Source organism: Streptomyces sp. NPDC002276 (genome assembly GCF_053891435.1).
Genome location: NZ_JBSFCQ010000026.1, coordinates 79,313 through 103,166 on the forward strand (window position 1 = coordinate 79,313; position 23,854 = coordinate 103,166).

Annotated in this window: 11 protein-coding genes; 8 read left to right on the forward strand and 3 right to left on the reverse strand. The window is 66.8% G+C overall.

The window, feature by feature from the left end; all coding sequences use genetic code 11:
• Window positions 1-101 precede the first annotated feature (101 nt).
• Window positions 102-806: an SDR family NAD(P)-dependent oxidoreductase gene (locus tag ACWIHT_RS42055; protein WP_456173895.1), complete on the forward strand. Its 705-nt coding sequence runs from the start codon at window positions 102-104 to the stop codon at window positions 804-806.
• Entirely contained in the window at window positions 803-1,738 is a 936-nt protein-coding gene (locus ACWIHT_RS42060) for an NAD(P)-dependent oxidoreductase (protein WP_456173896.1), read from the forward strand. Before ACWIHT_RS42055 ends, ACWIHT_RS42060 begins: the two co-directional genes overlap by 4 nt.
• A gap of 978 nt (window positions 1,739-2,716) precedes the next feature.
• Here the strand turns inward: ACWIHT_RS42060 and ACWIHT_RS42065 are convergent.
• From ACWIHT_RS42065 to ACWIHT_RS42075, 3 genes are all read right to left on the reverse strand, one after another.
• Window positions 2,717-3,238, reverse strand: coding sequence for a hypothetical protein (locus ACWIHT_RS42065; RefSeq protein WP_456173897.1), 522 nt, complete (start codon window positions 3,236-3,238; stop codon window positions 2,717-2,719).
• A 477-nt stretch (window positions 3,239-3,715) separates the two neighbouring features.
• A complete protein-coding gene (locus ACWIHT_RS42070; RefSeq protein ID WP_456173898.1) occupies window positions 3,716-4,273 on the reverse strand; it encodes a hypothetical protein in 558 nt (185 codons plus the stop codon).
• Window positions 4,274-4,300: 27 nt separating this feature from the next.
• Window positions 4,301-5,272: a hypothetical protein gene (locus tag ACWIHT_RS42075; protein ID WP_456173899.1), complete on the reverse strand. Its 972-nt coding sequence runs from the start codon at window positions 5,270-5,272 to the stop codon at window positions 4,301-4,303.
• Between the two features lie 297 nt (window positions 5,273-5,569).
• Between ACWIHT_RS42075 and pglW the strand changes: the two genes are divergently transcribed.
• The 6 genes from pglW to ACWIHT_RS42105 are packed head-to-tail and all read left to right on the forward strand — an operon-like array spanning window position 5,570 to window position 23,851.
• The gene (gene pglW / locus ACWIHT_RS42080; RefSeq protein WP_456173900.1) at window positions 5,570-9,973 is read left to right on the forward strand and encodes a BREX system serine/threonine kinase PglW; all 4,404 of its coding nucleotides are present in this window, start codon (window positions 5,570-5,572) and stop codon (window positions 9,971-9,973) included.
• Window positions 9,970-13,719 carry a BREX-2 system adenine-specific DNA-methyltransferase PglX gene (gene pglX / locus ACWIHT_RS42085; protein WP_456173901.1) on the forward strand — a complete coding sequence of 1,250 codons (3,750 nt, stop codon included), beginning with the start codon at window positions 9,970-9,972 and terminating at the stop codon, window positions 13,717-13,719. The genes pglW and pglX overlap by 4 nt, the downstream gene beginning before the upstream one ends.
• On the forward strand, window positions 13,712-17,626 hold the full coding sequence (locus tag ACWIHT_RS42090; RefSeq protein WP_456173902.1) for a PglY protein: 3,915 nt from the start codon (window positions 13,712-13,714) through the stop codon (window positions 17,624-17,626). The genes pglX and ACWIHT_RS42090 overlap by 8 nt, the downstream gene beginning before the upstream one ends.
• Entirely contained in the window at window positions 17,626-20,397 is a 2,772-nt protein-coding gene (gene pglZ / locus ACWIHT_RS42095) for a BREX-2 system phosphatase PglZ (protein ID WP_456173903.1), read from the forward strand. The genes ACWIHT_RS42090 and pglZ overlap by 1 nt, the downstream gene beginning before the upstream one ends.
• The gene (gene brxD / locus ACWIHT_RS42100) at window positions 20,394-21,722 is read left to right on the forward strand and encodes a BREX system ATP-binding protein BrxD (RefSeq protein WP_456173904.1); all 1,329 of its coding nucleotides are present in this window, start codon (window positions 20,394-20,396) and stop codon (window positions 21,720-21,722) included. The genes pglZ and brxD overlap by 4 nt, the downstream gene beginning before the upstream one ends.
• A complete protein-coding gene (locus ACWIHT_RS42105) occupies window positions 21,719-23,851 on the forward strand; it encodes a DEAD/DEAH box helicase (RefSeq protein ID WP_456173905.1) in 2,133 nt (710 codons plus the stop codon). The genes brxD and ACWIHT_RS42105 overlap by 4 nt, the downstream gene beginning before the upstream one ends.
• The last annotated feature ends 3 nt before the right edge of the window (window positions 23,852-23,854 follow it).

Below are 23,854 nucleotides of genomic sequence, written 5' to 3' on the forward strand. Positions count from 1 at the left end.
TAACACATGTCAACATTTTTCGTTGGACTCGATATACCTTCCGCGCCAGGCTGTCACTCACCGGCAGCGACTCCCGCTGCCTGCCTGACGAAGGGAAGCCCATGAGCAAGCAGGTCTTAGTCGTCGGAGGCACCTCCGGCATCGGCCGCGAACTGGCCGCCGCCTACGCCCGCCTGGGCGCCTCCGTGACCATCGCGGGCCGCGACAGCACCCGCGCCGAGAAGATCGCCGCCGAACTCAACACCGAGACGGACACAACTCAGGTGCGGGGCATAGCAGTTGACCTCTCCGAGCCCGAGTTCCTCAAGGAGGCGCTGAGCGGCATCGAGCATGTCGACGCGATCGTTCTGGCCGGCATGCGGCGCGACAACAACACGATCGCGGGCTACGACATCGCCGGGGCAACGGAGTTGGCGATCACCAAGATCGTCGGCTACACCACGGTCGTCCACGCGCTGCGGTCGCGCATCTCCCCCACCGGCTCCGTGCTGCTCTTCGGCGGCCTGGCCAAGGACGTGCCCTACCCCGGCTCCACCACCGTCACCACCGTGAACGCCGGTGTGACAGGTCTGGTGGCGACGCTGGCCAAGGAACTCGCACCGATCCGCGTCAACGCCGTCCACCCCGGCATGGTCGGCGACAGCCCCTACTGGGCCGACAACCACGCGGTCGTGGAAGCGGCACGCGCGCGGATCCTGACCGGCGTCGTCCCCACGATGCGCGACATCGTCGAGGGCTCCCTGTTCCTGCTGGAGAACCCGGCCGCGAACGGCGTGAACCTCGACCTCAACGGCGGCCACGCATGACCGCCGCCCTGCCCACACTGGCGGTGGTCGGCATCGGCCGCATCAGCCGCCCCATGGTGGTGCGTCTGCGCAGGGCAGGGCACAACGTGACCGTCACCAACCGCACCCCGGCCCGCGCCCTCGACGTCGCGGGCGAGACGGGCGCGCGCGTGGCCGGTTCCCCGCGCGAGGCGGCCTCGCGCGCCGACATCGTCATCGTCTCCCTGTCCGACGACACGGCGGTCGGCGAGGTCTACGACGGACCCGACGGCATCCTCGCCGGGCTGCGCGAGGGAGCAACTGTCCTGGAGACCAGCACAGTCGCTCCGCGGACGACACGGGCACTCGCACCCCGGGTCCTCGAACGCGGCGCCACTCTCCTCGACATCCCGATGTCCGGCTCCGTCGAACTGGCCACCCGCGGCGAACTCACCTTCCTCGCCGGCGGCCCCAAGGAGGCGCTCGACCGCGTCCGCCCCGTCCTGGACATCCTGGCCACCCGCATCCTCCACTTCGGAGAATCGGGCAGCGGCAACATCATGAAACTGGCCATCAACTCCCTTCTCCTTTCCCTGGCGACAGCACTGGCCGAAGCACTCGTCCTCGCGGAACGCGCCGGCATCGACCGGACCGACGCCTACGACGCCTTCACCCAGAGCCCCGCCGCGGCCCCCTTCGTGCTCTACAACCGCGACAACTTCGTACGACCGCACGAAGCGGCCATACACATGACGCTCGCCCTGGTCGCCAAGGACCTGACACTGATCGACGCCCTGGCAGCGTCCGTGGGAGCACCCATGGCCCAACTGAACGCGAACCACCAGCTCATCGACCAGGCAATCGCGGCAGGCCTGGGCCACCGCGACGGCGTCTCCGTACTGGCCGAACTCCTACGGCACAACGCCACAGCCGACGACAGTCGCAGAACGCCCGACTCAAACAAGCGGGCTTGAACACCAGGAGATCTCCACCTGCACGGTGGGCACACCAGGCAGAACGAATACGCCGCACGTCTCTCCGCGCCGTACGCGCCCTACCAGCTCTGTCGGTACCTACCGGTCGGAAGTAGTTCCATCTCGACGATTCCGGCCCTTGCGGGATTCACCCTTGGCGTGTTTCGGGATCACGAACGAGGGCTGGCCAGAAAACGCGAGAGAGATTTGGGCCAGGAATCCGAGGAGAAAAATAATCAACCCGGCGGACGCAATTCCCGATGCGACCGGGTTCGCCGCAGCCGAACTCCCCGCGGGCGGCAGCCAGGCACCCCCGAGGAAAAGGAACATCAACCCGCTCAAGCACACGGCGTTGAGCACGAAACCGGATTCGAGCCTTTGGCGCGCTTCCGGGCCAAGCATTCGCGAAAGAGCCATGGGCGACCTGCGCGCCCTAGGATCGCGCCAATACCTGACCGCCCGCACCCAGGAGCGGACAGAAAAAACAGCGAAAACGGCGGCACCCGCGAGAGCACTCCAGGACATCACAGCTAGAACCAGCTCCCGATACCCGATCCGATATGTTCGAGATGATGCCATTCGTCACGTTACTGGTGACAAACCCCGCAGCCAGAACCACAACCCACAACCGCTCCGACCACTCCCCCGACGACTGTACCTTCCGGACCGATGACCAGGGAGGCGTACCTAACGGACTCGCGAGATCAGCCCAAGACGGAGAAAAGCCGTTCTCGACCATCCCGTCGCACTGTTCTGCATCGCCAGGACTCTGTTCGCATCGGCCATTCCCTCTCCGCTGCTTCCTTTTCTGAGCACCACGGAAACCGCCGCCGCGTTGCACTTGGCAAGATGGACTCACGCCGAACCGATTCCGGCCGAGAGCACATCCCTCCCCCGTGGCACAGACCTTTCCTATGACACTAGCTCGGCTTTAGCTTCGGGTTGCAGTCGGAGCAGTTCCTTGCATTGCGGGCTTGTTCACGGCGGGGCGCCGATGTCGGTGAGGCCGGTGATTTCGTCGATGGCCTTGTCGAGGAAAGTGCGGTTGCCCGCCCAACTGGTGGTGCTGCCGCGGGCGAGGACCAACTGGTTCCAGTACGTTCCGCCGGTGATGCCGTCGCCGATGGTGCTGTGGTCGCTGCTGCACTGGGTCAGTTGATCAGTGGCGCTGTAACTGACGCTCTGTAGGTAGCTGTAGGTGCTGGACGGTGCCCTGAGCACCCGGGGGTGCTGGTCTTCCTCGCCCAGGGCGGTCCGGTTGCCCGGAGAGCCGACGGAGCTGTAGGCGTCCTGTTGTCGGCCACCGAGTGGTGCGCGTCCGGGTCTGGCGGTCGCGGCCGAACGGTAACCGCTGTTGTCGTTCGGGGTGTTGGTCACCACGCCCGACAAGTAGCTGCCGAACAGCGTGTAGGCGTAGGTGAGGTTGGCGAGCCCGGTGGTGGCGCGGGAGTTCTTCCACACCGACGTGGCCCGCCCCAGCGCGTCGTAGTCATAGAACATCACACAGCACGTCACCAGGGCCCCACCATCGCCGCCATGGTCGCCATCACTGGCCCCACCGCCGACCGCAACGCCGTTGACTCCACGCACGGACCCGGCCGGTTGGCCCACAGCCACGGATCCACGGATCCACGTGCCCGGAGAGACATTTCCGCTAGGTACTGGAGGTACATGGTGGGGCGGGTGGGACTCGAACCCACAGCCGACGGATTATGAGCCCTTTGAGGATCTTGGCGACCTTTGTCGATTCCTGCTCACCTTGGCCGTTTTCCCAGTTCAGACGATGTTTGGCGCCTCGCTCCTTCTCAGCCCTTGTCGGTCTTTTCCGATTCTTGTGTCCAACCTCCGTCCAGAACGCGCCCCGGATGGACAAGCCCGGCCAGCCCAGGGGCCGCTCCCTCAACTGGGGGACCTGCTCCGAAACGGTGCACAGCGGATTCATCTTCCGGATGTGCAGCGGCTCCGCCACCACACCTCTCACACTCCCGGCCGCCGCACCGGCACCGGCGGCGACGTCGGGGCCGGCCCCGACGGAGTGAGCGTGACATCCGCGAGATCGATATCGCCCCCCGCTATGACTTTGCCGAACAGCCACACCAGCCGCGTCGCCCGCGCCACCCCCAGAGCTATGGCCGCCTCGGCCAACCAGTGTGTCCCGCCTGGGTCCCGCTGCGTCGTATCGAGGATGATGGCCAGCAGGCACAGACCTGAGATCACCAGCGTCGCGCTGAGGATGCTCATCCAGTTCCGGCGGAACTGCGGCCCCTGAACAGGATGCGTGCGCAGCGTGCGCATACGTTGCCCTGTGGATGCGGCGTACAGGGTGACGGCCGCGGTGATGAAGCTACCGACGACGGCGGCGACGGTCGCCGTCGCGGTGTAGGCAGCTATCCTCTGTTCCCTGCCAGGCCAGGCCAGCACATCCCCGCCACCCACGATCTGCACAGCCGCCACATGCGCCCCGGTGATCGTCAGCGCGAGGATCCAGTCCACCGCCGGCCGCCCCACCCATCGCCGCCACAGCCAATCCAGCATGTCGGCCCCCAACTCCTGTGCTGCTGCTCAGGTTAGCGGCCGGTACTGACAGGCTTCCTGGAGCGCACGTTCATGCGTGCGGGCCGCGGCGAAGATCGCATCGACGGCGTAGTGCAGATCGACCGATCGGCCGTCGGTGAACGCGATCGGCACTTCGCACTGCGCTGTGATGCGGTGTGCCAGGAAGTCGAGCGGCTCGTACTCCAGAGACTGTCGGTGTGGGTCCCGTATGGCGACCTGGCCGCTGACCGAGCGCACCACACCCGACTCGTCCATCCACTCGTCGAGGTCGGGAATGAACTGCAGTACATCACTGCGCAGTTGGGTGGCGGCACGGTTCCTGCGGAGTTTGCTCAGCCGTCCCCCGCGCCTGGGAACCTTCAGCGAGAGCGTGATGGAGGTGTCTGGATGACGCTGCCCGAAGCTCCGCAGCGAGTCCGCGAGTTCGCCCCGCGCGGTCAAGGCACTGACCGTGTCCGCCGGGGCGCCTTCGAGCTGCACCGTGAACTCCGACACTGCCTCGATGCGATTGAGTTTCTCCCGAGCCCGCGCGTGAATGACCGGCTTGAGTGCGACCTCGCCGCACGGAAGCCCCATCCCGTTCAGCCACTTGGTGATACCGCTGACCCTCGGAGCGGAAAAGCCGCCGGGCAGCGCACCGACGATGTTCCCGAACGGCAGGAAGCACAGGGTGGTTACATGGACGACGTCCGTACCGGCCGCCAACTGCAACGCTTCGATGGTGCCGTTGTCGTGGTCGAGTTGGTGCGGCACCTCGCCGGTGATCTTGGCTAACTGGAGATGGTCGGCCGCAGTGGCCGTGTCCACGATGCCGACGAGTTGATCGTCCGCACTGCGCACGATCCGTTCGTGCGGCTCCGACACCGCGACCTGGTCAAGGAACTCTCTCCAGGGCTGGGGCTCCATGCGGGGCTCGCCGTCTTTGGCCTCTACGATCTCGAAGAAGTACACGGTTCGCCGCCGCGCCACCCCAGCCATGTCCATCTCCCCCAACTATCCTTGGTTCACTGCTACTTGATCGTAGATGGACGCGCCATTGCGCGTGGCATACCAGCCATCCAGAATGGCCGAATCACTAGACTTTTCGGCGCCTCGCAACTGACAAAATTGCGCATTCACTTGTCTGACGACATGACCATGCCGCGACTCACCACACCTCCTCATGCTCCCCACGGATCACATCGACAGGCGCGTGGGTCGGGCGGATGAAAGGTGCGGTGAACGGTGGCGGCGGCAGCAGTCGGCCAAGCGACCCCCAGGCCCGGTCCACCTCAGGTGAAACGCTGGTATCAGACTCAGCCATCGCCATTCCCCTGGGAACAGACAGCCCTCGATCACATCAAGCAGCGGATGCCGGTCGCCGCTCCGCACTACGGCTGGGCGACCTTCTCCTTCACCGCCATGAGCGGCCGTATCAACGAGTGCGATCTCCTCATCGCCGTACCCCGCGGCCTGTACCTGGTCGAGCTGAAGGGGCACCCAGGCAAGGTCGTCAACAGCGGCGGCACCTGGAGCTTCCACGCGCCCGACGGCAGGATCCGGACGATCCGCAATCCACTGCATCTCACCGACCTGAAATCCAAGGAACTCAAGTCCCGTCTCCAACAAGCTGCCCGCGAGATCTGTCCGGGAGAACGGATCCCGCGCATCGACCCGGCCGTCTTCCTCTCCGACCCTCTGCTCGACAGCAAGTTGGACACGGTACAGCGCATTCACGTGTACGGACGTGACGGCTCCGCGACAGGACTGCCCGGCATCTGGGACGACTTTCTGAGCCTCCCGCCGGAGCGCGAGAGCTGGCGGATCACCGAGAACTTCGCCCGCCACCTGCCAGCCCTGATGAAAAAGATCGGGGTGCGGGCCTCCACCGCTCACCTCGACTTCGGCGATGGTTGGAAGCTCTCCTCCCGCCCTCTGGACGCCGGCCCCACCTGGGAGGACCGGCTGGCGGAGCGCCAAGACATGATCCACGAGGAGGGCCGGGTCCGGGTCTACCTCGTCGAGCAGCTGGCGAGTGAGGAGAAGCGTCGTTCCGCCACCCGAGCCGCGGAGCGCGAGTACCAGGTGCTCCAGGGCATCACCCACCGCGGCATCGCCCAGGCCGTGGCCCTCCGCCAGCACCAGGGCGGTCCGGCGATCCTTTTCCGGCACCGTGAGAGCGATCTCCGCCTGGACAACTACCTTGCCGTGTACGGCGCGAAACTGACCGACGCGGTCCGCCGCGACTTGGTCCGCCAACTCGCCGAGGCCGTCCGCTACGCCCATCGCCGCTCGCTCTACCACCGGGCGCTGGCCGCCCGCTCGGTGTACGTCAGTGCGCGGGCGAACGGCAGCAATCCGATCCTGCGGATCATCGACTGGCAGGCGTCCGCCCGCGACTTCGACACGACCTCGCTGCGCTCGCTCGGCGAATCCTCCTTCACCGAGGAACACATCGAGGACGCGGCCCAGTGCTACCTCGCGCCCGAGACCGACGCCGACTTCCCCGATCCGGTGGACCTGGATGTCTTCGGCCTCGGCGCGGTCGCCCACCACGTCCTGACGGGGATGCCGCCCGCTGAGACCCGTACTGCGCTCAAGGAGCGGCTCCAGGCCGACGGCGGGCTGCACATGTACGCGGTCAGCGACGCCGTCGACTCTGATCTCGACGAGCTGGTGTACGCCGCCACTCGTGCCTCGGTCGACGATCGACTCGACTCCGCCGACGCTTTCCTCTCCCTGCTCGACGAAGCCGAGCAGGCCTGCGCCGCCCAGGCCATCGCTGTGGAGGCCGACCCTCTCGACGCCACCCCGGGGCAGGCCGTCGACGGGGACTGGACGGTGGAGCGGGTACTCGGCACGGGCGCCACCGCCCGAGCCCTGTACGTGACCCGCGTCAGCGAGGACGAACGCGGGCGGAGGGTTCAGGAGGAGCGGGTCCTCAAGGTCGCTCTGGACGCGGAGAAGAACGAGCGTCTGACCGCCGAGGCCGCAGCCCTGCAGCAGGTCAGCAGCGGTCGCATCGTCAAACTGTACGAGGGTCCGCGCACCCTCGCCGGGCGGACCGTCCTCGCCCTTGAGTACGCGGGTCAGGAGACGTTGGGCCGGCGGCTGCGCAGTCACGGGCCGCTGGGTTACGAGGAGTTGGCGTCCTGCGGCGAGGATCTCTTCACGGCACTGGACGACTTGGCGGCCAGGGGCATGCGCCACCGCGACCTCAAACCCGACAACCTCGGGATCAAGGTCAGAGAAGACGGCGAACAGCAGCTGATGCTCTTCGACTTCTCGCTGGCGGCCGTCTCCGACCGGGATATCAAGGCGGGCACCCGAGGCTATCTGGACCCGTTCCTGGGTGACGCCCGGCGGCCTGTGTACGACGACTATGCGGAGCGGTACGCGGCTGCCGTCGTCCTGCACGAGATGAGCTCCGCCGAGCGCCCCACCTGGGGAAATGGCACCGACGACCCGCTGACCGCCTTGAAGGACGAAACGCCGCTGCTCGGCTCCGACGCCTTCATAGCCGTACTGCGTCCGGGACTTGAGGCGTTTTTCGAACGGGCGCTGCACCGGGACGTCAACCGCCGCTTCGAAACACTTCGGCAGATGCGGGACACATGGCGGGCGATATTCGCCGACGCCGACCGCACCCAGCCTCCTCCGACCACGGACACGGTGACGCTCCTGGGGGTCGGCGCGCTGCCTAAGGGGTTGTCCGAGGACGACATCCGAGACTTGTACGCGGACAAGGCGAAGCTCTCCACCACACTCCGCGACGCGGGACTGACCGAGCGGGCGGCGGCAGTGGCCGAGGAACTCGGCGCGGTGACGGTCGGCGAACTGCTCGACGTACCGTTGCCCCGCTTCCGCAACAAGCGCGGGATCGGCGCGGTGGTCAAGAAGGAACTCAACCGGCGACACAGGCAGTGGACAGCGACACTCCGTCCGAGGAAGTCCAAGACGACAACTGCCTTACCCCTAAAGCCGATTGATGCAGTCGGGCTGATCACGGACGACAAGCTCAGCGCGCAGCACGAGGCCCGGCAGAACGTGGAGCGGCTCGCCTCCCTTCTCAACCCGGAGCCCACGGGCCGCAAGGACAACAAACGCCCGCAAGTGGTCGCGGCCTGGCTGGGGCTCGACGGCGACTCGGAGGCCGGTACCTGGCCGACCAACCGACAGGTCTCGGCAGCGGTCAAGGCCTCGGAATACACCGTCTCCAGACACCTCGGCGCTGCCATAGGCGAGTGGGCCGAGGCAGGCTGGATGGACGTCCTGTGCGGTGAACTGGTCGACGCGGTTCGCGACGCCGGTCGCGTGATGACCGCCCACGAACTGGCACGAGTGCTCGCCGCGGGCCACGGCTCGGAGAGCGAAACGAACGAGGGTACGGAGGTTGCCGCGCTCGCCGTAGTGCGGGCGGCGGTCACAGCCGAGACGCTGCTCACCGGCCGTGACGAGGAGCACGAGCCCAGGCTCGCGCAGTTCCGGCGGCGGGGGCGGCTGATCGTGGCCTTGGAGTCGCTGGACGGCTCCGACGACCCGACACCGGACGAACTCGCCGCGTACGCCATGGCGTTGGGCGACGCGGCCGAGAAGATCGCCGCCACCGATCCCCTTCCCGACCGGAGTGCGGCACTGCGCGACCTGCGCGCAGTGGGCACACCCGAGGGAATGGACCCGCTGCCCGACGCCCGGCTGGTCACACTCTCAGCGGCGACCTCGACCGAGGCAGCCGCCTCACCCCGCCTTGAGGTGTACCCCAAGGCGCTGGAGCTGTGGCGGGCCCTGCAGATCTCGCAAGCCGCGGCGGGCGTGCGCCGCGAGGTCGGTATCAGCCTGGACGGGTTGCTGGCCCGGCTGCGTTCGCGCTTCCCCGAGATGGCACTCGGCAGGCCCACGTACGTGGAGGTCGAGGACGCACTGAAGAAGGCGGGCTTCCCGCTGACGTTCGAGACGGCCGAGCAGCGCTTCAAGCCACCGATGCCGGTCGCACCGGTTGGGGGCAGCAGCAGTTGGCTGTTCTCGTCCTCCACGGGAACGGTGACGGCGGCCGGCCGGGCACAGGCAGCAAGGGCGGGGGCCGGGCGGGACCCATTAGCACTCCTCACCTCGAAGCTCAACTCCGCGGTACGGGACGGCGGTTTCCTCGCGCTCAACGTGGCGGTCAAGCGAATGCGAACCGAGAGCGGATCAGTCGCGGAGGCGGTCGCGAGTGCGTTCCCGGTGGTGTCGGTGAACCTGGCGCGGGTCTTCCTGGAGGAGTTCCGGACGCTGGCCACCGAGCACGGCACGGACTGGTCCAAGGTACTCGGCGCGGACACCCGGTACACGAGAAGCGGTGAACTGCCGGGCGGGCTACGGTCGTTCGTGGTACGGGTATGGCCCAGGGTCGCGGAGCGGCTAGCGGAAGCGGCCGAACGGAAGCCCGGGACGGTTCTGTTCGCCCATACGGCCGGACTGCTCAGCCACTACTACTCCGCCGGCGGACACGAACTGCTGGTGGGGCTCCAACGGGAGGCCCGCAAACCGGGCGGCCGACCGCACGGGCTGTGGCTGCTCACCCCCACGCACAACGCGCACGGCGCACCGGAGTTGGACGGACGGACAGTGGAGGTGACGGGCGGCGACGCGGAACGCGTGGTGCTGACCGAGGACTTCCTCAAGAACTTGGCAGCATTTCAAGGGGGATTGGCACAATGAGTACACGTGGCAGCGGCAAGGACGGCTTACTGAAGGACCTTCGCAAACAGGTCTCGCTCCTGGAGGACGACTTACGAGCGCGCAGCGACTCGATGGAGTTGTACCGGGACAGACTGAGCGCCGAGTACGGGAGGGCCTACGGGGCCGGACGCACCGCGGCCACGTACGAGGCATGGCGGGACGAGCGGATCACGCAGGTCGCAGCAGCGTGGGTCCTCGGCTGCGTCTTCGTACGCTTCTGCGAGGACAACGGCCTCATAGCCCGGCCGTGGTTATCGGGCGTCGGCGAACGCCTCAAGGACGCGGAGGACCACGACGCGGCATTCTTCGCCGCGAACCCGGAGAAGAACGACCGCGACTGGATCATCGCAGCGTTCGACCACTTGGCAGGAACCAACCCGACGGTCGCGGGCCTCTTCGACCGTGCACACAACCCGCTGTGGGAGATCGAGCCGTCGTACGAGGCGGCGACGGGGTTGTTGAAGTTCTGGCGGCGGGTAGGCGCCGACGGTGAGATCGTGCACTCGTTCGTGAACCCGACCCTGGACACCCGATTCTTGGGCGACCTATACCAGGACCTGAGCGAGCATGCTCGGAAAACCTACGCTTTGCTCCAGACTCCAGTGTTCGTGGAGGAGTTCATCCTCGATCTGACGTTGGAACCCGCGGTTGCGGAATTCGGCCTTGACCACGTTGCGAAGATCCGTGACGGGCATGGCAATGTACGCGAACTCCCAGCGGGGTTAAGGACCATCGACCCAGCGTGCGGGTCCGGGCATTTCCTACTGGGGATGTTTGAGCGGCTACTGAGCAAGTGGCGGGACGCGGACATGGTAGCTGACGAGTGGACGCTGATCCGGCGCGCGCTCGCTTCGGTCCACGGCTGCGACAAGAACCCGTTCGCGGTAGCGATCGCACGGTTCCGGCTCCTTGTAGCGGTGCTGAAGGCTGCGGGCAAACAACGACTGAACTCACTGAGCGAGTTCCCGATCAACATCGCGGTGGCTGACTCCCTGCTTCATGGACGCGGCGCTCCAAAGCGGGAGAGCGAGGACCTGTTCTCCTCACAGGAGGTCTTCCACTACCGCACCGAGGACATCAAGGACTACGCGCAACGGTGCGATCTACTGACGCGGGACTCGTACCACGTAGTCGTGGGAAACCCTCCGTACATCACGGTCAAGGACAAGCAGGAGAACCTCAACTACCGAGTGTACGAGTCCTGTTCGGGCAAGTACGCGTTGTCGGTTCCGTTCACCGAGCGGCTGTTCCAGCTTGCGGTGCGAACGTCAGGGTCGGAGCGGGACGCAGGGTACGTCGGACAGCTCACGGCAAACTCCTTCATGAAGCGGGAGTTCGGCAAGAAGCTGATCGAGGATTTCTTCCGACTCAAGGTCCATCTGACGCATGTCATCGACACGTCAGGGGCGTATATCCCGGGGCATGGGACGCCGACTGTGGTCATGATCGGTAGGAACCACGTGCCTCGGCAGGACGAGCGGATTCGAGCGGTCTTGGGTGTCCGGGGTGAACCGGCACAGCCGATGGTCGCCGCCGAAGGAATCGTTTGGACCGCAATCACTACACAGATCAATATTCCTGCCAGCGAATCTGACTGGGTAAGCGTCGATGATCTCCACCGTTCCGATCTCGCCGATTTCCCTTGGAGTCTGTCGGGTGGTGGAAGTTATAAGGTACTGAGTAGCCTCACTCATGCATCGCGCATGCTGCATTCATCACTATCACGCCCCATCGGATTCGCCAGCTTCCCAGGACAAGATGACGTCTTCTTCCTAAGTCGCCCTTGGTTCAGCCAACGCAAGCTACCTGCCCATCTTCAACGCCCCTTACTGACAGGAAAGGTGTTGCGAGATTGGGGTGAGCACTGCGACCAAGTCGCTCTAGTTCCGTATGGAGATGACCAATCCCCGGCTACCTACGAAGCCAACTCGTCCTGGGGGCGCCACCTGTGGACCATGCGGCAAGTATTGGGGTCCACTACAGGATTCAACGGAGAGGCGCGATCAGAGTCAGACGCCCCGTGGTGGACTTGGTATCGATGGGTGCCAGAACGTTACAAATCCCCACACGTAATTACTTTCGCCTCCGTAGCTACCCACGCCCATTTCGTAATTGACCGTGGCGGCAAGGTCTTCAATCGACACGCCCCAATGATAACGTTGCGGGATGAGGAAAGCGAGGACGCAAATTTGGCGTTGCTCGGATTGCTCAACTCTTCGATTGCATGCTTCTGGCTCAAGCAGGTCTGCCACAATAAGGGCAACAGCGTCGACAGCTTGGGGGCACGGACCACCTCTGTCCCCTGGGAAGACTTCTACGAGTTCACCGGCACCAAACTCCAGGAGCTGCCCGTTCCCTCTCAGCTCCCTCTCCCCCTTGGGCGCTCTCTCGACGCTCTTGCCCAAGAACTCGCCACCTACGAACCCTCCGCCATCTGCGCTGCCGACGACCCACCCACGCGCACCCGCCTCGATGCGGCCCACGACGCCTGGACCCATGCTCGTCAGCGCATGATCGCGCTCCAAGAGGAACTCGACTGGGAGGTTTACCATTTCTACGGTCTCCTCACCGACGCCGAGAAGGCTCGCCTAACCACCCTCTCCCCCGAACCCGCCACCATTCCCCAAGTCAACCTCGGAGAGCGCGCGTTCGAGATCGTCCTCGCGCGCAAGCAGGCCGCCGGAGAGTTGAAGACCACCTGGTTCGAACGGCACCGGTCCACCCCCGTCACCGAGATCCCGCCCCACTGGCCAACCTGGTACCAGGCGGTAGTCCAGGCCCGAATAGATACCATCTCCACCCGCCGCGACCTCGCCCTCATAGAGCGCCCCGAATGCAAACGCCGCTGGGCCACCGACCCCTGGGACAAGCGCGAGAAGGCCGCCCTCCACACCTGGTTACTCGACCGCTGTGAAGACAAGTCCCTCTGGTTCCACGTCCTCAACGACTTCGTACAGCCCCGCACACTCACCATCGCTCAGCTCGCCGACGAACTCGAAAAGCTGCCCGACGCGAAAGCGATCCTCAACACGGCCGGGCTCTACGCTGCCCACCTCGGCAAGCCGAACCTCTCCCTCACCCAGGTCCTGACCGACGTGGTGGACGCCGAGCACGTCCCCTACCTCGCCGCCTACCGCTACAAGGACACCGGCCTGCGCAAGCGGGCGCAGTGGGAGTCGGTATGGGAGTTGCAGCGCGAGGAGGACCGTACCGGGGAGCGGCTGGACATACCCGTGCCGCCGAAGTACACCTCCGCCGACTTCACCAAGCAGTCGTACTGGTCGAACCGCGGAAAACTCGACGTACCCAAGGAGCGCTTCGTGTCCTACCCGGACGCGAACCCCGACGCCGACCCGACCCTCCTCCTCGGCTGGGCGGGCTGGGACCAGCGCGACCAGGCGACCGCCCTGCTGAACATCGTCAGCGAGCGACGCCAGCGGCAGGACTGGCCGACCGAGCGGCTCGTACCGCTGCTCGCCGGCATCGCGGAACTCATGCCCTGGCTAGAGCAGTGGTTCGGGGAGATCGATGAGGAGTGGGGCGAGGAGTCGGCAGCCGAGGAGTTCCAGAGTTTCCTCGACGGGGAGTTGGCAAGCGCGCAGCTCACCCCAGCCGCACTCAACAGCTGGCGCCCGGCGAAGAAGGCCCGGGGACGTAAGGCGACAACCACAGCAGCGAAGACGGCAACGACAGTCACGACGGAGACGGTGGAAGACGATGACTAGCGGCAGCGGTGAGCTCTATCTCCGTGACGTGCTGGATCTGTCCGAGGTGGTCCGTGCCGGGTCGTTCAAGATCGAGCTTTCCGGCGGTTTCGACGAGACCGCCAAGCGCGTCAGTGAGTACGTGGTCACCCCTCAGCTGGAACAGGCCCTTCGCCGCGCGCTGAAGATCGTCGAGGCATCCGTCCGAGCAGGGTCGTCCGACGCCGCCTATGTGCACGGGTCCTTCGGCTCCGGCAAGAGCCACTTCATGACCGTGCTGCACGCGATCCTCTCGAACGACCCGGCCGCCCGCGCCAAACCAGCGCTCCAGCCGGTCATCGCGGATCACGACGCATGGCTGCGGGACCGGAAGTTCCTGATGGTGCCGTTCCACCTGGTCGGGGCGACCGACCTCGACTCGGCGATTCTCGGCGGCTACGTCCGCACAGTCCGGCAGTTACATCCGGACGCACCAGTACCGCCGGTCTACCGGGCTGATGCGATGTTCGACGACGCCCGTCGCCAGCGGGACTTCTTCGCAGACGACGAGCAGTTCATCCGCTGGCTCGGCAACCCCGCTCTACCGAAGCAGGAGACAGCACCTGCCCAGCAAACCCCAGCGGCCGACGACGAGGACGACCTGGTCGACCTTGACGTCAAGGAGGCCCCTGCGGTCTGGACTCCGACTCTCCTCGACCAGGCTCTGGCCTCCTCCCCCGATCCTCAGGTCCGCGAGTGGCTGGCGTCCGCGCTGCTGTCCGGTCCGTACTCCTCGTACTCCCGTGGCGCCCTCGGTGCGAAGAACGCCTACCTGCCGCTGGAAAACGGCCTGGAAATCGTCAGCCGGCATGCCAAGTCCCTCGGCTACGACGGTCTGATCCTCTTCCTCGACGAGCTGATCCTCTGGCTGCAGGCTCACCTGCGCGAGCGGACCTTCGTCAACGACGAAGTCAACAAGCTGGTCAAACTGATCGAGTCCGGCACCGGCGGCCGGGCGCTGCCGGTCGTCTCCTTCATCTCCCGCCAGCGCGATCTGTCCGAGCTGATCGGTTCGGACGCGGTCGGCGCCGAAGCCAAGAACCTTGAGCAGCAGGTCAAGTATCTGGCAGGACGCATCGACCCGATCAGCCTGGAGGACCGCAACCTCCCCGAGATCATCAAGGAACGTGTCCTCAAGCCCAAGGACGACGCCGCGAAGGCCGCCCTCGAAGCGGCTTTCGCACGGATCGAGACCTCGAACCAGGCCGTACGCGACGTACTCCTCGATGCCAACGGCGTCACCCACGCCGATTGGAACGACTTCAAGGCGCTCTACCCCGTCTCCCCCGTCCTCCTCAACGTCTTGGTCGCCCTCTCCGGCGCACTCCAGCGTGAGCGCACCGGTCTGAAACTGCTCCAACAGATGCTCTATCAGCGACGCGAGGACATGAAGGTCGGCGAGCTGATCCCGCTGGGCGACCTGTGGGACGTACTGGCCGAGGGAATGGGCGAAGCGTTCACCGACCGGCTGCGCAGTGAGGCCGAGGCGGCGACCCGTTTCCACGGCAAGGTGAAAGACCACCTGGTACAGAAGTACGGGTCCGTGGAGGACTCCAAGTTCAAGGCCGACGAACGCTTCGTCAAAACGATGCTGCTCGCCTACCTCGCACCCGAGGTGCCGGCTCTCGCCCGATTGACCGGACCGCGGTTGAACGCGCTCAACCATGGGTCGATCCGCTCGCGCACCGGTCAGGAGGACCGGATCGTGGTCAGGCGGATGCAGGAGCTTCAGGCGGAGTTCCCTGGCGAGCTGCGCAGCGACGGTCACGACCTGGACCCGGTGTTCACGCTGCATCTGTCCGATCTGGACGTGGAGCCGATCCTGGACAGCGTCGGCGAGAAGGACACCCTCGGGGCACGCAAGCGGTGGGTGCAGGAGTGGCTGTGGCGGGAGTTGAGGATCGCCGACAACGGCACGCTTGTCGCCGACCGTGAGGTCGTCTGGCACGGAACGCGCCGGACCGCTGAGTTCGTGTTCGAGAACGTACGGGATCCACAGATCCTGCCGGACGCGCAGTTCGAGCCGTCCATCCCCGACCGGATCCGCTTCGTCATCGACTACCCGTTCGACGAGGTCGACAAGTACGCACCCAGCGCGGACGAGAACCGAGTCTTCCGCCTCCAGCGGGAAAAGCCTGCCGCAGCGACCATCGTCTGGTTGCCGTCCTTCATATCCGACCAGCGGGGTACCCAACTCGGCCGCCTGCTGAAGATCAACTACCTGCTCGACCGTGACCGGTTGAAGGACTTCGCGACTCACCTCGGCTCCGACGACCAGGTGCGGGTCCGTCACCAGTTGGAGGCGCAGCGCGAAACTCTGGTCGCGCAGTTGGGGCAGGTGCTGCATCAGGCATACGGAATCGCCAAGGCCAACGAGAGTGATCTGGGCGCCCAGGTCACCGAGGGCAAGCACGTCCACGCGCTGTATGCCGGGCACAGCCCTCAGCTCCAGGGCGGCGGAGCCTTCGATTACAACCTGCTGAAGCTCGCCGACGGCCTGCTGGACTCGATGTATCCCAAGCATCCGAACTTCGACCGTCAGGAGACCCGTAAGCCGGTCACCACCGCGAAGTTCAAAATGGCGTACGGCTGGATCGTCAAGGCCATGGACGACAGTTCTCGCCGGGTCGTCGTCGACAGCCGGGACCTGGGCGATCTGGCTCGGATCGTGCACCCGCTGGAACTGGGCGAGGTGCACGACGGACCGCTGAACCTGTCCACGGACTGGCGCCGGCACATCGACCAGCAGGCGGGCAAGCACGGCGCGAAGGGCGACCTCGGGGTCGAGGACATCCGCACCTGGATCGGTGAGCTGGGCTGGACGGGGTTGGACAAGCTGGTCTCCAACCTGGTGATCGCGACTTACGCCCTGCTCGCGGACCGTTCCTGGGTCTACAACGGCAAGGCCGACAAGGCACCCGCGCTGGACCAGATAGGTCCCGGCTGGGCGCTGCGGGCGCAAGAGCGGCCGAGCGAGGAGGAGTACACCAGGGCGCATGAGCGCGCCGCAGCCCTGTTCGGCACGAGCGTGCCGACGATGCTGAACACCCGTAACGTCAACTCGCTCGCGGCGGATATCCGCACCAAGGCCGAGGCGCGCGAGAACGCCGTCAACGGGTTGCGGCGCGCTCTGGCCCGCTACCGCTCCGCCCTCGGTATCACCGGCGAGGCGCCGACCGCACGCGAACATTCGGTGCGGGACGCGGCAGACCTTCTCGCGCGGATCAAACAGACTCGGGAGGCGACACCGCTCGCCCGGGACCTGGCGGCGGCGACATACGCGAGTTCGTACTTCGAGTTGGGCAAGGTGATCTCGTCGGCCCAGAAGGTGCTGGACGCGCTGGAGGACACCGACTGGGAACTGATCGACAGCGTACGGAAGTACACCGACCGGGGGGACGGCCTGGCCGACCGGTCCGCGCGACTGCTCGCGGAGATCGCGGACGCCGCGTCGAGGAACGAGTACGACACCAGCCTGAAGCCGGTCCTGAACGGGGTACGAGGCCAGGCCGTGGCTCTCATCAACGAGGCTGCGCGGCTGAGCACGGTCGCCCCTGTGTCGCCCGCTCCCCCGCCGGCCGTGACGCCGGAGGCGGACTCACCCCGTGGAGGGACTGCCCACAGCAGTGCGCGCCCCGCCACTGACGACCAGTCGCCGCTGCCCTCCCCGCCTGCCACGTCGACGGCAGCGCCTCGTCGTGGGCGACGGGTAAAGGCTTCGGCAGGCGGGCGGGTGCAGGAGCATGAACTCAACCGGACCCTCACCGACGTACAGGATGAGATTCGCGAGTACGCCGCCGCGCATCCGGACGTCGAGATCGAGATCAAGTGGGACGTGGTGCCGGTCGGTGAGGGTGACGACTTGAGCCTGCCGGATGGTGATCGCTGATGGGAGCCCTCGTGCCCGAACTCGATCAGCGGGTCATCACCGGACTGCTCACCACTCGACTGGCCCGCACCAAGGGCCGAAGGCTGCTGCTGGTGCACGGGAAGTACGCGGCGGGCGGCCCCGACGAGTTCAGCGTGCCGGTCGGCGACGGAACACGGCGCAAGGTCCGGGTCACTCATAGCTCCTCGGTGCTCGGACTCACGGATGCCTGGCAGACCCATCTGGCCATTGAGGGCGCGGACTTGCTGGTGATCACCACTGATGTGCCCGGCGAGCGGATCAGTCTCGATCTGTTGGGCGAGATGGTGCGCTCCCAGATCATCGCCGTCGACGAGGCCGACATCGTCAAGCAGCTCTTCGGCGCCGCCGACCTCGACCCGCGGATGCGGCGCGATCCATGGCTGTGGCTGCCGGCCGCGCTGATCGACGCCGAGCCCGACGCGGCTCAGGGCGGCTGGCCACAGCACGGCACCGTGCTCACCCTGGACGCGGCGATGCGCGCGCTGGTCGGGGTCCGGCTCGGCCTCGGGGGTCTCTTCGAGGGCGGGGCCTCAGTGGACGTCGACGCCCTCCTGGCCTGGTCCCGCACGCCGGGCGGTCCCGAGTGCCTCGCCGTGCTGTCGGAGGCCGAACGCCGGGGCATCACCGAATGGCTGGCGCAGAACGCGGGAGAGGCCGCGCCTGTACTGGTGCGACTCGCGCTCCAGGGACGTGGGGTCGAGGCCACGGCGCTGGGTGTGCTGGCGTCCGTCATGACCGGGGACGAGGCGTCGGCCGATGCGGCTGTGGCTCTGGGCTCGGTGTTCGGGCTGGGATCCCGTCCCTCCGAACTGCGCGCCTACGCGCGAGCGGTGGAGGGCACGCTGACCCGTTGGATCGGCGAGGCCTCGGGCCGGGGGCCGCAGCGCGAGGAGGCCCTGCAACGGGTTGTCGACGTGTTGCAGCAGGCCGACCTGCTGGCGGACGACGCCCATCTGACCGCCGCGCTCGCAGGCAATCCTTTCCTTCCCTCAGGCTTCCAGGCGCGCCTGGACGGGTTGGCCGAAGCCCTGGCCGAAGGGCCGCAGGCCGCTCAAGCCGCCTGGGAACATGTGGCGGAGCACCAACTCGCCGCCGTCCTCTACCCGAAGCGGGTCGAACTCGCTCGTATGGCGGTAAGGCTGCGGCGCTGGCTGGACACCGCGGAACCGGTCGTCTCCTCGGTCGGCCAGGCCGTGCGTACACATGTCGCCGACTGGGGGTGGGTGGACCGGGCACTGGCACGGCTGTGTGTGGGAGCCGGAGAGGCCGAGCCCGCGCTGGCGCTGGCGTATCGCACGGTGCACGACGCGGCGCGACGGCGACGGGCCACACTCGACGAGGCTTTCGTGGCCCAGCTCGGGCCGTGGCTCGAACGCGCCACCGCCGCACAGCCCGGTGGGGCGCTACCCATTGAAGACGTCCTGCGGAGCATCGCGCTGCCACTGGCGAAAGTACGGCCACCGGTGGTGATCGTCCTGGATGGGATGACCAGTTCGGTCGCTGCCCAGCTCGGCGAGGAACTGACGGTCACCGGGCGGTGGAGCGAACTGTCCGGCGCCGGGCAGCGGGCCGCCGCCGTGGCGATGGTCCCTTCGGTCACGGCGATCAGCCGTGCGACCTTGCTGTGCGGACGGCCGGTGTCCGGCGGTCAGGACGAGGAGAAGGAAGGCTTCGCCGCTTTCTGGGAACAGCACCGGCACACGGCGGTCCTCTTCCACAAGAGTGAGATCCCTGGACCGGCCGGGCAGTCACTCGATCCGCGACTGGTCGCGGCAGTCGCCTCGGACGATGTGGTCGGTGTCGTACTGACGACGATCGGCGAGAATCTCGATCACGGACAGCGGAGCTCACTCGCCGACTGGTCGGTGAGCCAGGTGAAGTACCTCGCCGAACTGCTCAACACCGCGCGTGGGCAAGGGCGTCCGGTGGTAGTGGTGTCCGGCCACGGACATGTGCTGGACCGGGCGGAAGCCGGGTGCGAGCTGTCGGCCGCGGAGGGCGTGGAGTCGGCTCGCTGGCGTACGGGGACGGAAGTCGGTGAGGGCGAGGTCGCGCTTTCCGGACCCCGAGTACTGGAGAACGGCGGCCGGGTCACCGTGCCCTGGTCGGAGGAGATCCGCTACACCCCGCGCAAGGCCGGATATCAGGGCGGTGCCGCACTCGCCGAGATGGCGGTACCCGTGCTGGTCCTGGCCCCGTCGGCGGAGCTGGCACCCCCGGAGTGGCGCGAGCTGCCACGCGAGTCCGTACAGCCGCCGTGGTGGGACGCGGAAGTCGCGTCCACCGCGGCGCCCGTCCCTGTCAAGCAGGTGAAGAGGACGACGAAGGTCAAGCCGAAGCCACGGCCGCAGGAAGGCGAGTTGTTCGCCGACGACGCGATCGAGGCGCCCGTCGCAGCCCCTCCGGTGGAGCCGGCCGCACTCACGCTCGGCATGCGGATCCTCGACACCTCGATCTACAAGCATCAGCGCAAGTTCGTCCGTAAGGCGCCGGAGCACAAGGTGGTGGCCGCCGTCATAGACGCGCTCGATCACGCGGGCGGCACGCTCTCACTCGCGGCCGTCGCCGCCGCCGCCATCGGCTCGGGCGGCCGTACGAACACCCGTCCCGAAGGCCTGGTGACCGTGCTGACCCGGCTGTTGAACATCGAGGGCTACGAGGTCATCAGCCTGATCGACTCCCGGACCAGGGTCCGGCTCAACCGAGAGACGCTGCGCGAGCAGTTCGAACTGCCCGAGGAGAGCGCGTGAGCGCCCTGTCCGTCAGCGCGGCCCGCCGCCGCGAAGTCATCGACGCGCTGCGGCGCGGTACCGTGCCACAGTCCGGACTCGATCTGTTCGCGGTCGGCCTGGAGCGTTTCGCGCCCGCACTGGACGAGCGGATCTCCACGATCGCCTCGGGCGGCGCGTCCTTCCACGCGATCCGCGGAGAGTACGGATCCGGCAAGACCTTCTTCGCACGCTGGCTCGCCGAACGGGCCAAGCGGTCCGGGCTGGCCACCGCCGAGATCCAGATCTCCGAGACGGAGACCCCGCTGCACAAGCTGGAGACCGTCTACCGCCGACTCACCGAGCGGCTGACCACCGCGACCGAACCGGCCAGTGCGCTGCGCTCGGTGATCGACGGATGGTTCTACACCCTTGAGGAGGAGGTGGACGAGGCACATCCCGAACTCGCCGAGGACGACGAGGCGTTGGAGACGGCGGTCGAGGAACTGCTGGAGGAACGCCTCCGCGCGGTCGCCCAGACCACGCCGGCCTTCTCAGCGGCTTTACGCGGCTACCGCCAGGCGACACTGGCCGGGGATGCGGCGACCGCCGAGGCTGTGATCGCCTGGCTCGGCGGCCAGAAGTCGGTGGCAGCCTCGGCACGAAGGACCGCCGGGGTACGCGGAGACCTGGACCACTTCGCGGCGCTCGGCTTCCTCCAGGGACTACTCACCGTGCTGAAGGACTGTGGGCATCCCGGGCTGCTGGTGGTCCTGGACGAGATCGAGACCCTGCAACGGGTCCGGGGGGACGTACGGGAGAAGGGGCTGAACGCACTGCGTCAACTTCTCGACGAGATCGACGCGGGCCGCTTCCCCGGACTCTTCCTCGTGATCACCGGCACCCCCGCCTTCTACGACGGACATCAGGGCGTGCAGCGGCTCCCGCCGCTCGCCCAACGGCTGGCGACCGACTTCTCGACCGATCCACGCTTCGATTCACCGCGGGCGGTCCAACTACGGCTGTCCGGCTTCGACCTCGTCCGACTCGGTGAACTGGGGCGTTCGGTAAGGGACTTGTACGCAGGCGCGGCCAAGCACCCCGAGCGGGTCGACGAGCGGGTCGACGATGCGTACGTAGCCGAGCTGGCGACGGCCATGACAGGCAGGCTCGGCGGGCGGGCGGGGATCGCCCCACGGTTGTTCCTGCGCAAGCTTGTCGCAGATGTACTGGACCGGGTCGACGAGTTCGATGAGTTCGACCCGCGCAAGCACTACGCGCTGACAGTGAATGCCGCCGAGTTGAGCGAGGTCGAACGCAACGCGGCAGCGGACAGTGCCGACGAGATCGAGCTGGAGCTGCCGTGACAGGTGCCCCCGAGCCACTCGACAGGTTGCATCCCGGACTGGTCCACCACATCGTCAACACCTTGGGGTGGTCCGGGCTCCGCCCGCTGCAGGAGGAGGCGATCGAGCCGCTGCTAGACGGCCAGGACGCCGTCCTCCTGGCCCCCACAGCCGGAGGCAAGACCGAGGCTGCCTCCTTCCCCCTGCTTTCGAAAATGGCTCAGGAGAACTGGACCGGCACCTCGGTGCTGTACGTCTGTCCGCTGAAGGCGCTGCTGAACAACCTCCTGCCACGTCTGGAGACGTACACCTCCTGGCTGGGGCGGACCTCCGCTCTGTGGCACGGAGATGTGTCACAGCCGCGCCGCAAGAAGATCCTTCGGGACCGGCCGGACGTACTGCTGACCACACCGGAGTCGCTGGAAGCGATGCTGGTCAGCGTCAACGTCGATCACCGGGCGTTCTTCGCCGGACTGCGTACCGTCGTCGTCGACGAGGTGCACGCCTTTGCGGGGGACGACCGGGGATGGCACCTGCTCGCCGTGCTTGAGCGTCTGCAACGGATCGTTGGACGACCAGTACAACGCATCGGGCTGTCCGCGACGGTGGGCAACCCTGATGAGCTGCTCAGCTGGCTCCAGGGCTCGGCGAGCGGGCACCGTCCGGCGCGGGTCGTCGCCCCACACCTGCGCGAGGAATCCCCCACGCTGCCGCCGCCTGGTGACATCCAGGTCGACTACGTGGGCTCCCTGGAGAACGCGGCCACGGTGATCGCAGCCCTGCACCGCGGCGAGAAGCGGCTCGTGTTCTGCGAATCGCGCCGACAGGTCGAGAAGCTCGGAGAGAGCCTGCGGGCCAAGGGCGTGACCACTTTCCTGTCCCACGCGTCCCTGTCAGTGGATGAACGGCGGCGGGCAGAGGAAGCCTTCGCCGAAGCACGCGACTGCGTGATCGTCTCAACCAGCACCCTCGAACTCGGCATCGACGTAGGCGACTTGGACCGCGTCATCCAGATCGACGCGCCCTCCACCGTGGCTTCCTTCCTCCAGCGTCTTGGCCGGACCGGCCGACGGCCGGGCTCCACCCGAAACTGTCTGTTCCTCACCGTCGACGAGGACGGACTGATCGCTGCGGCAGCCCTGCTGCTGCTGTGGTCGCGCGGTTGGGTGGAGCCGGTGGTGGCCCCACCGGAGCCTCGGCACATCGTCGCCCAACAAGTACTGGCCCTCTGCCTGCAGGAGCATCGGGTCGGGGACCGACTGTGGCAGGAATGGTGGGGAGGGCTCGGTCCGTTCGGTGCTCCCGCCGAGCCCATCGTGCGCCATCTGATTGAGGAGGGATTCCTGGACCGGGACGGGGGGATGCTGTTCATCGGCCCCGAGGCCGAACGCCGCTTCGGCTACCGGCACTTCATGGATCTCACCGCGGTGTTCACCGCGGCTCCTGAATTCGCAGTGCTCTCGGGCCGCACCGAGATCGGCACCACCAATCCCGCCCTGCTGACCGAAGAGGTTGCGGGCCCCAGGCGCCTGCTCCTCGCCGGACAGAGTTGGCAGGTGACGTACATCGACTGGTCCCGGCGGCGATGCTTCGTCGAACCGGTCGACGGCGGGGGCAAGGCCCGCTGGGGAGGCGCGGGTTCCGGCCGGACCGCCTCCTACGAACTGACTCGCGCGGCACGAGAAGTGCTCCTCGGCTTCGATCCGCCGGTCACCCTCACCGAGCGCGCCAGGACTGCGCTCGCCCAGGCACGTGAGGGCAACTCAGAGCTGGTCCACCCCGACGGGACAGTGGTCGTCAGGGGCGGACGCGACACCAATGTGCGCTGGTGGACCTGGGCAGGCTATCGGGCCAACGTCACCCTGGCCGCCACCCTCACCACCATCGCCGATCCCCTACAGAGGCCGACAGACACCTGCATCCGACTCCGTGAGGACGTGACGCCTACGGAATGGGGGAAGGCCGTCTCGGAGGCCGTCGGCCAACTGTGCCTTCCCGCGGTGGACGCACGGGCGTTGAACGGCCTCAAGTTCAGCGCCGCACTGCCGACTCGACTCGCGGAGGCCACCCTTGCCGCACGGCTCGCGGATCTGGACGGTGCGACGGCTGCGCTCAGAGGACCGACCAGGTTCACGGTTCTGGGACAGTGACGC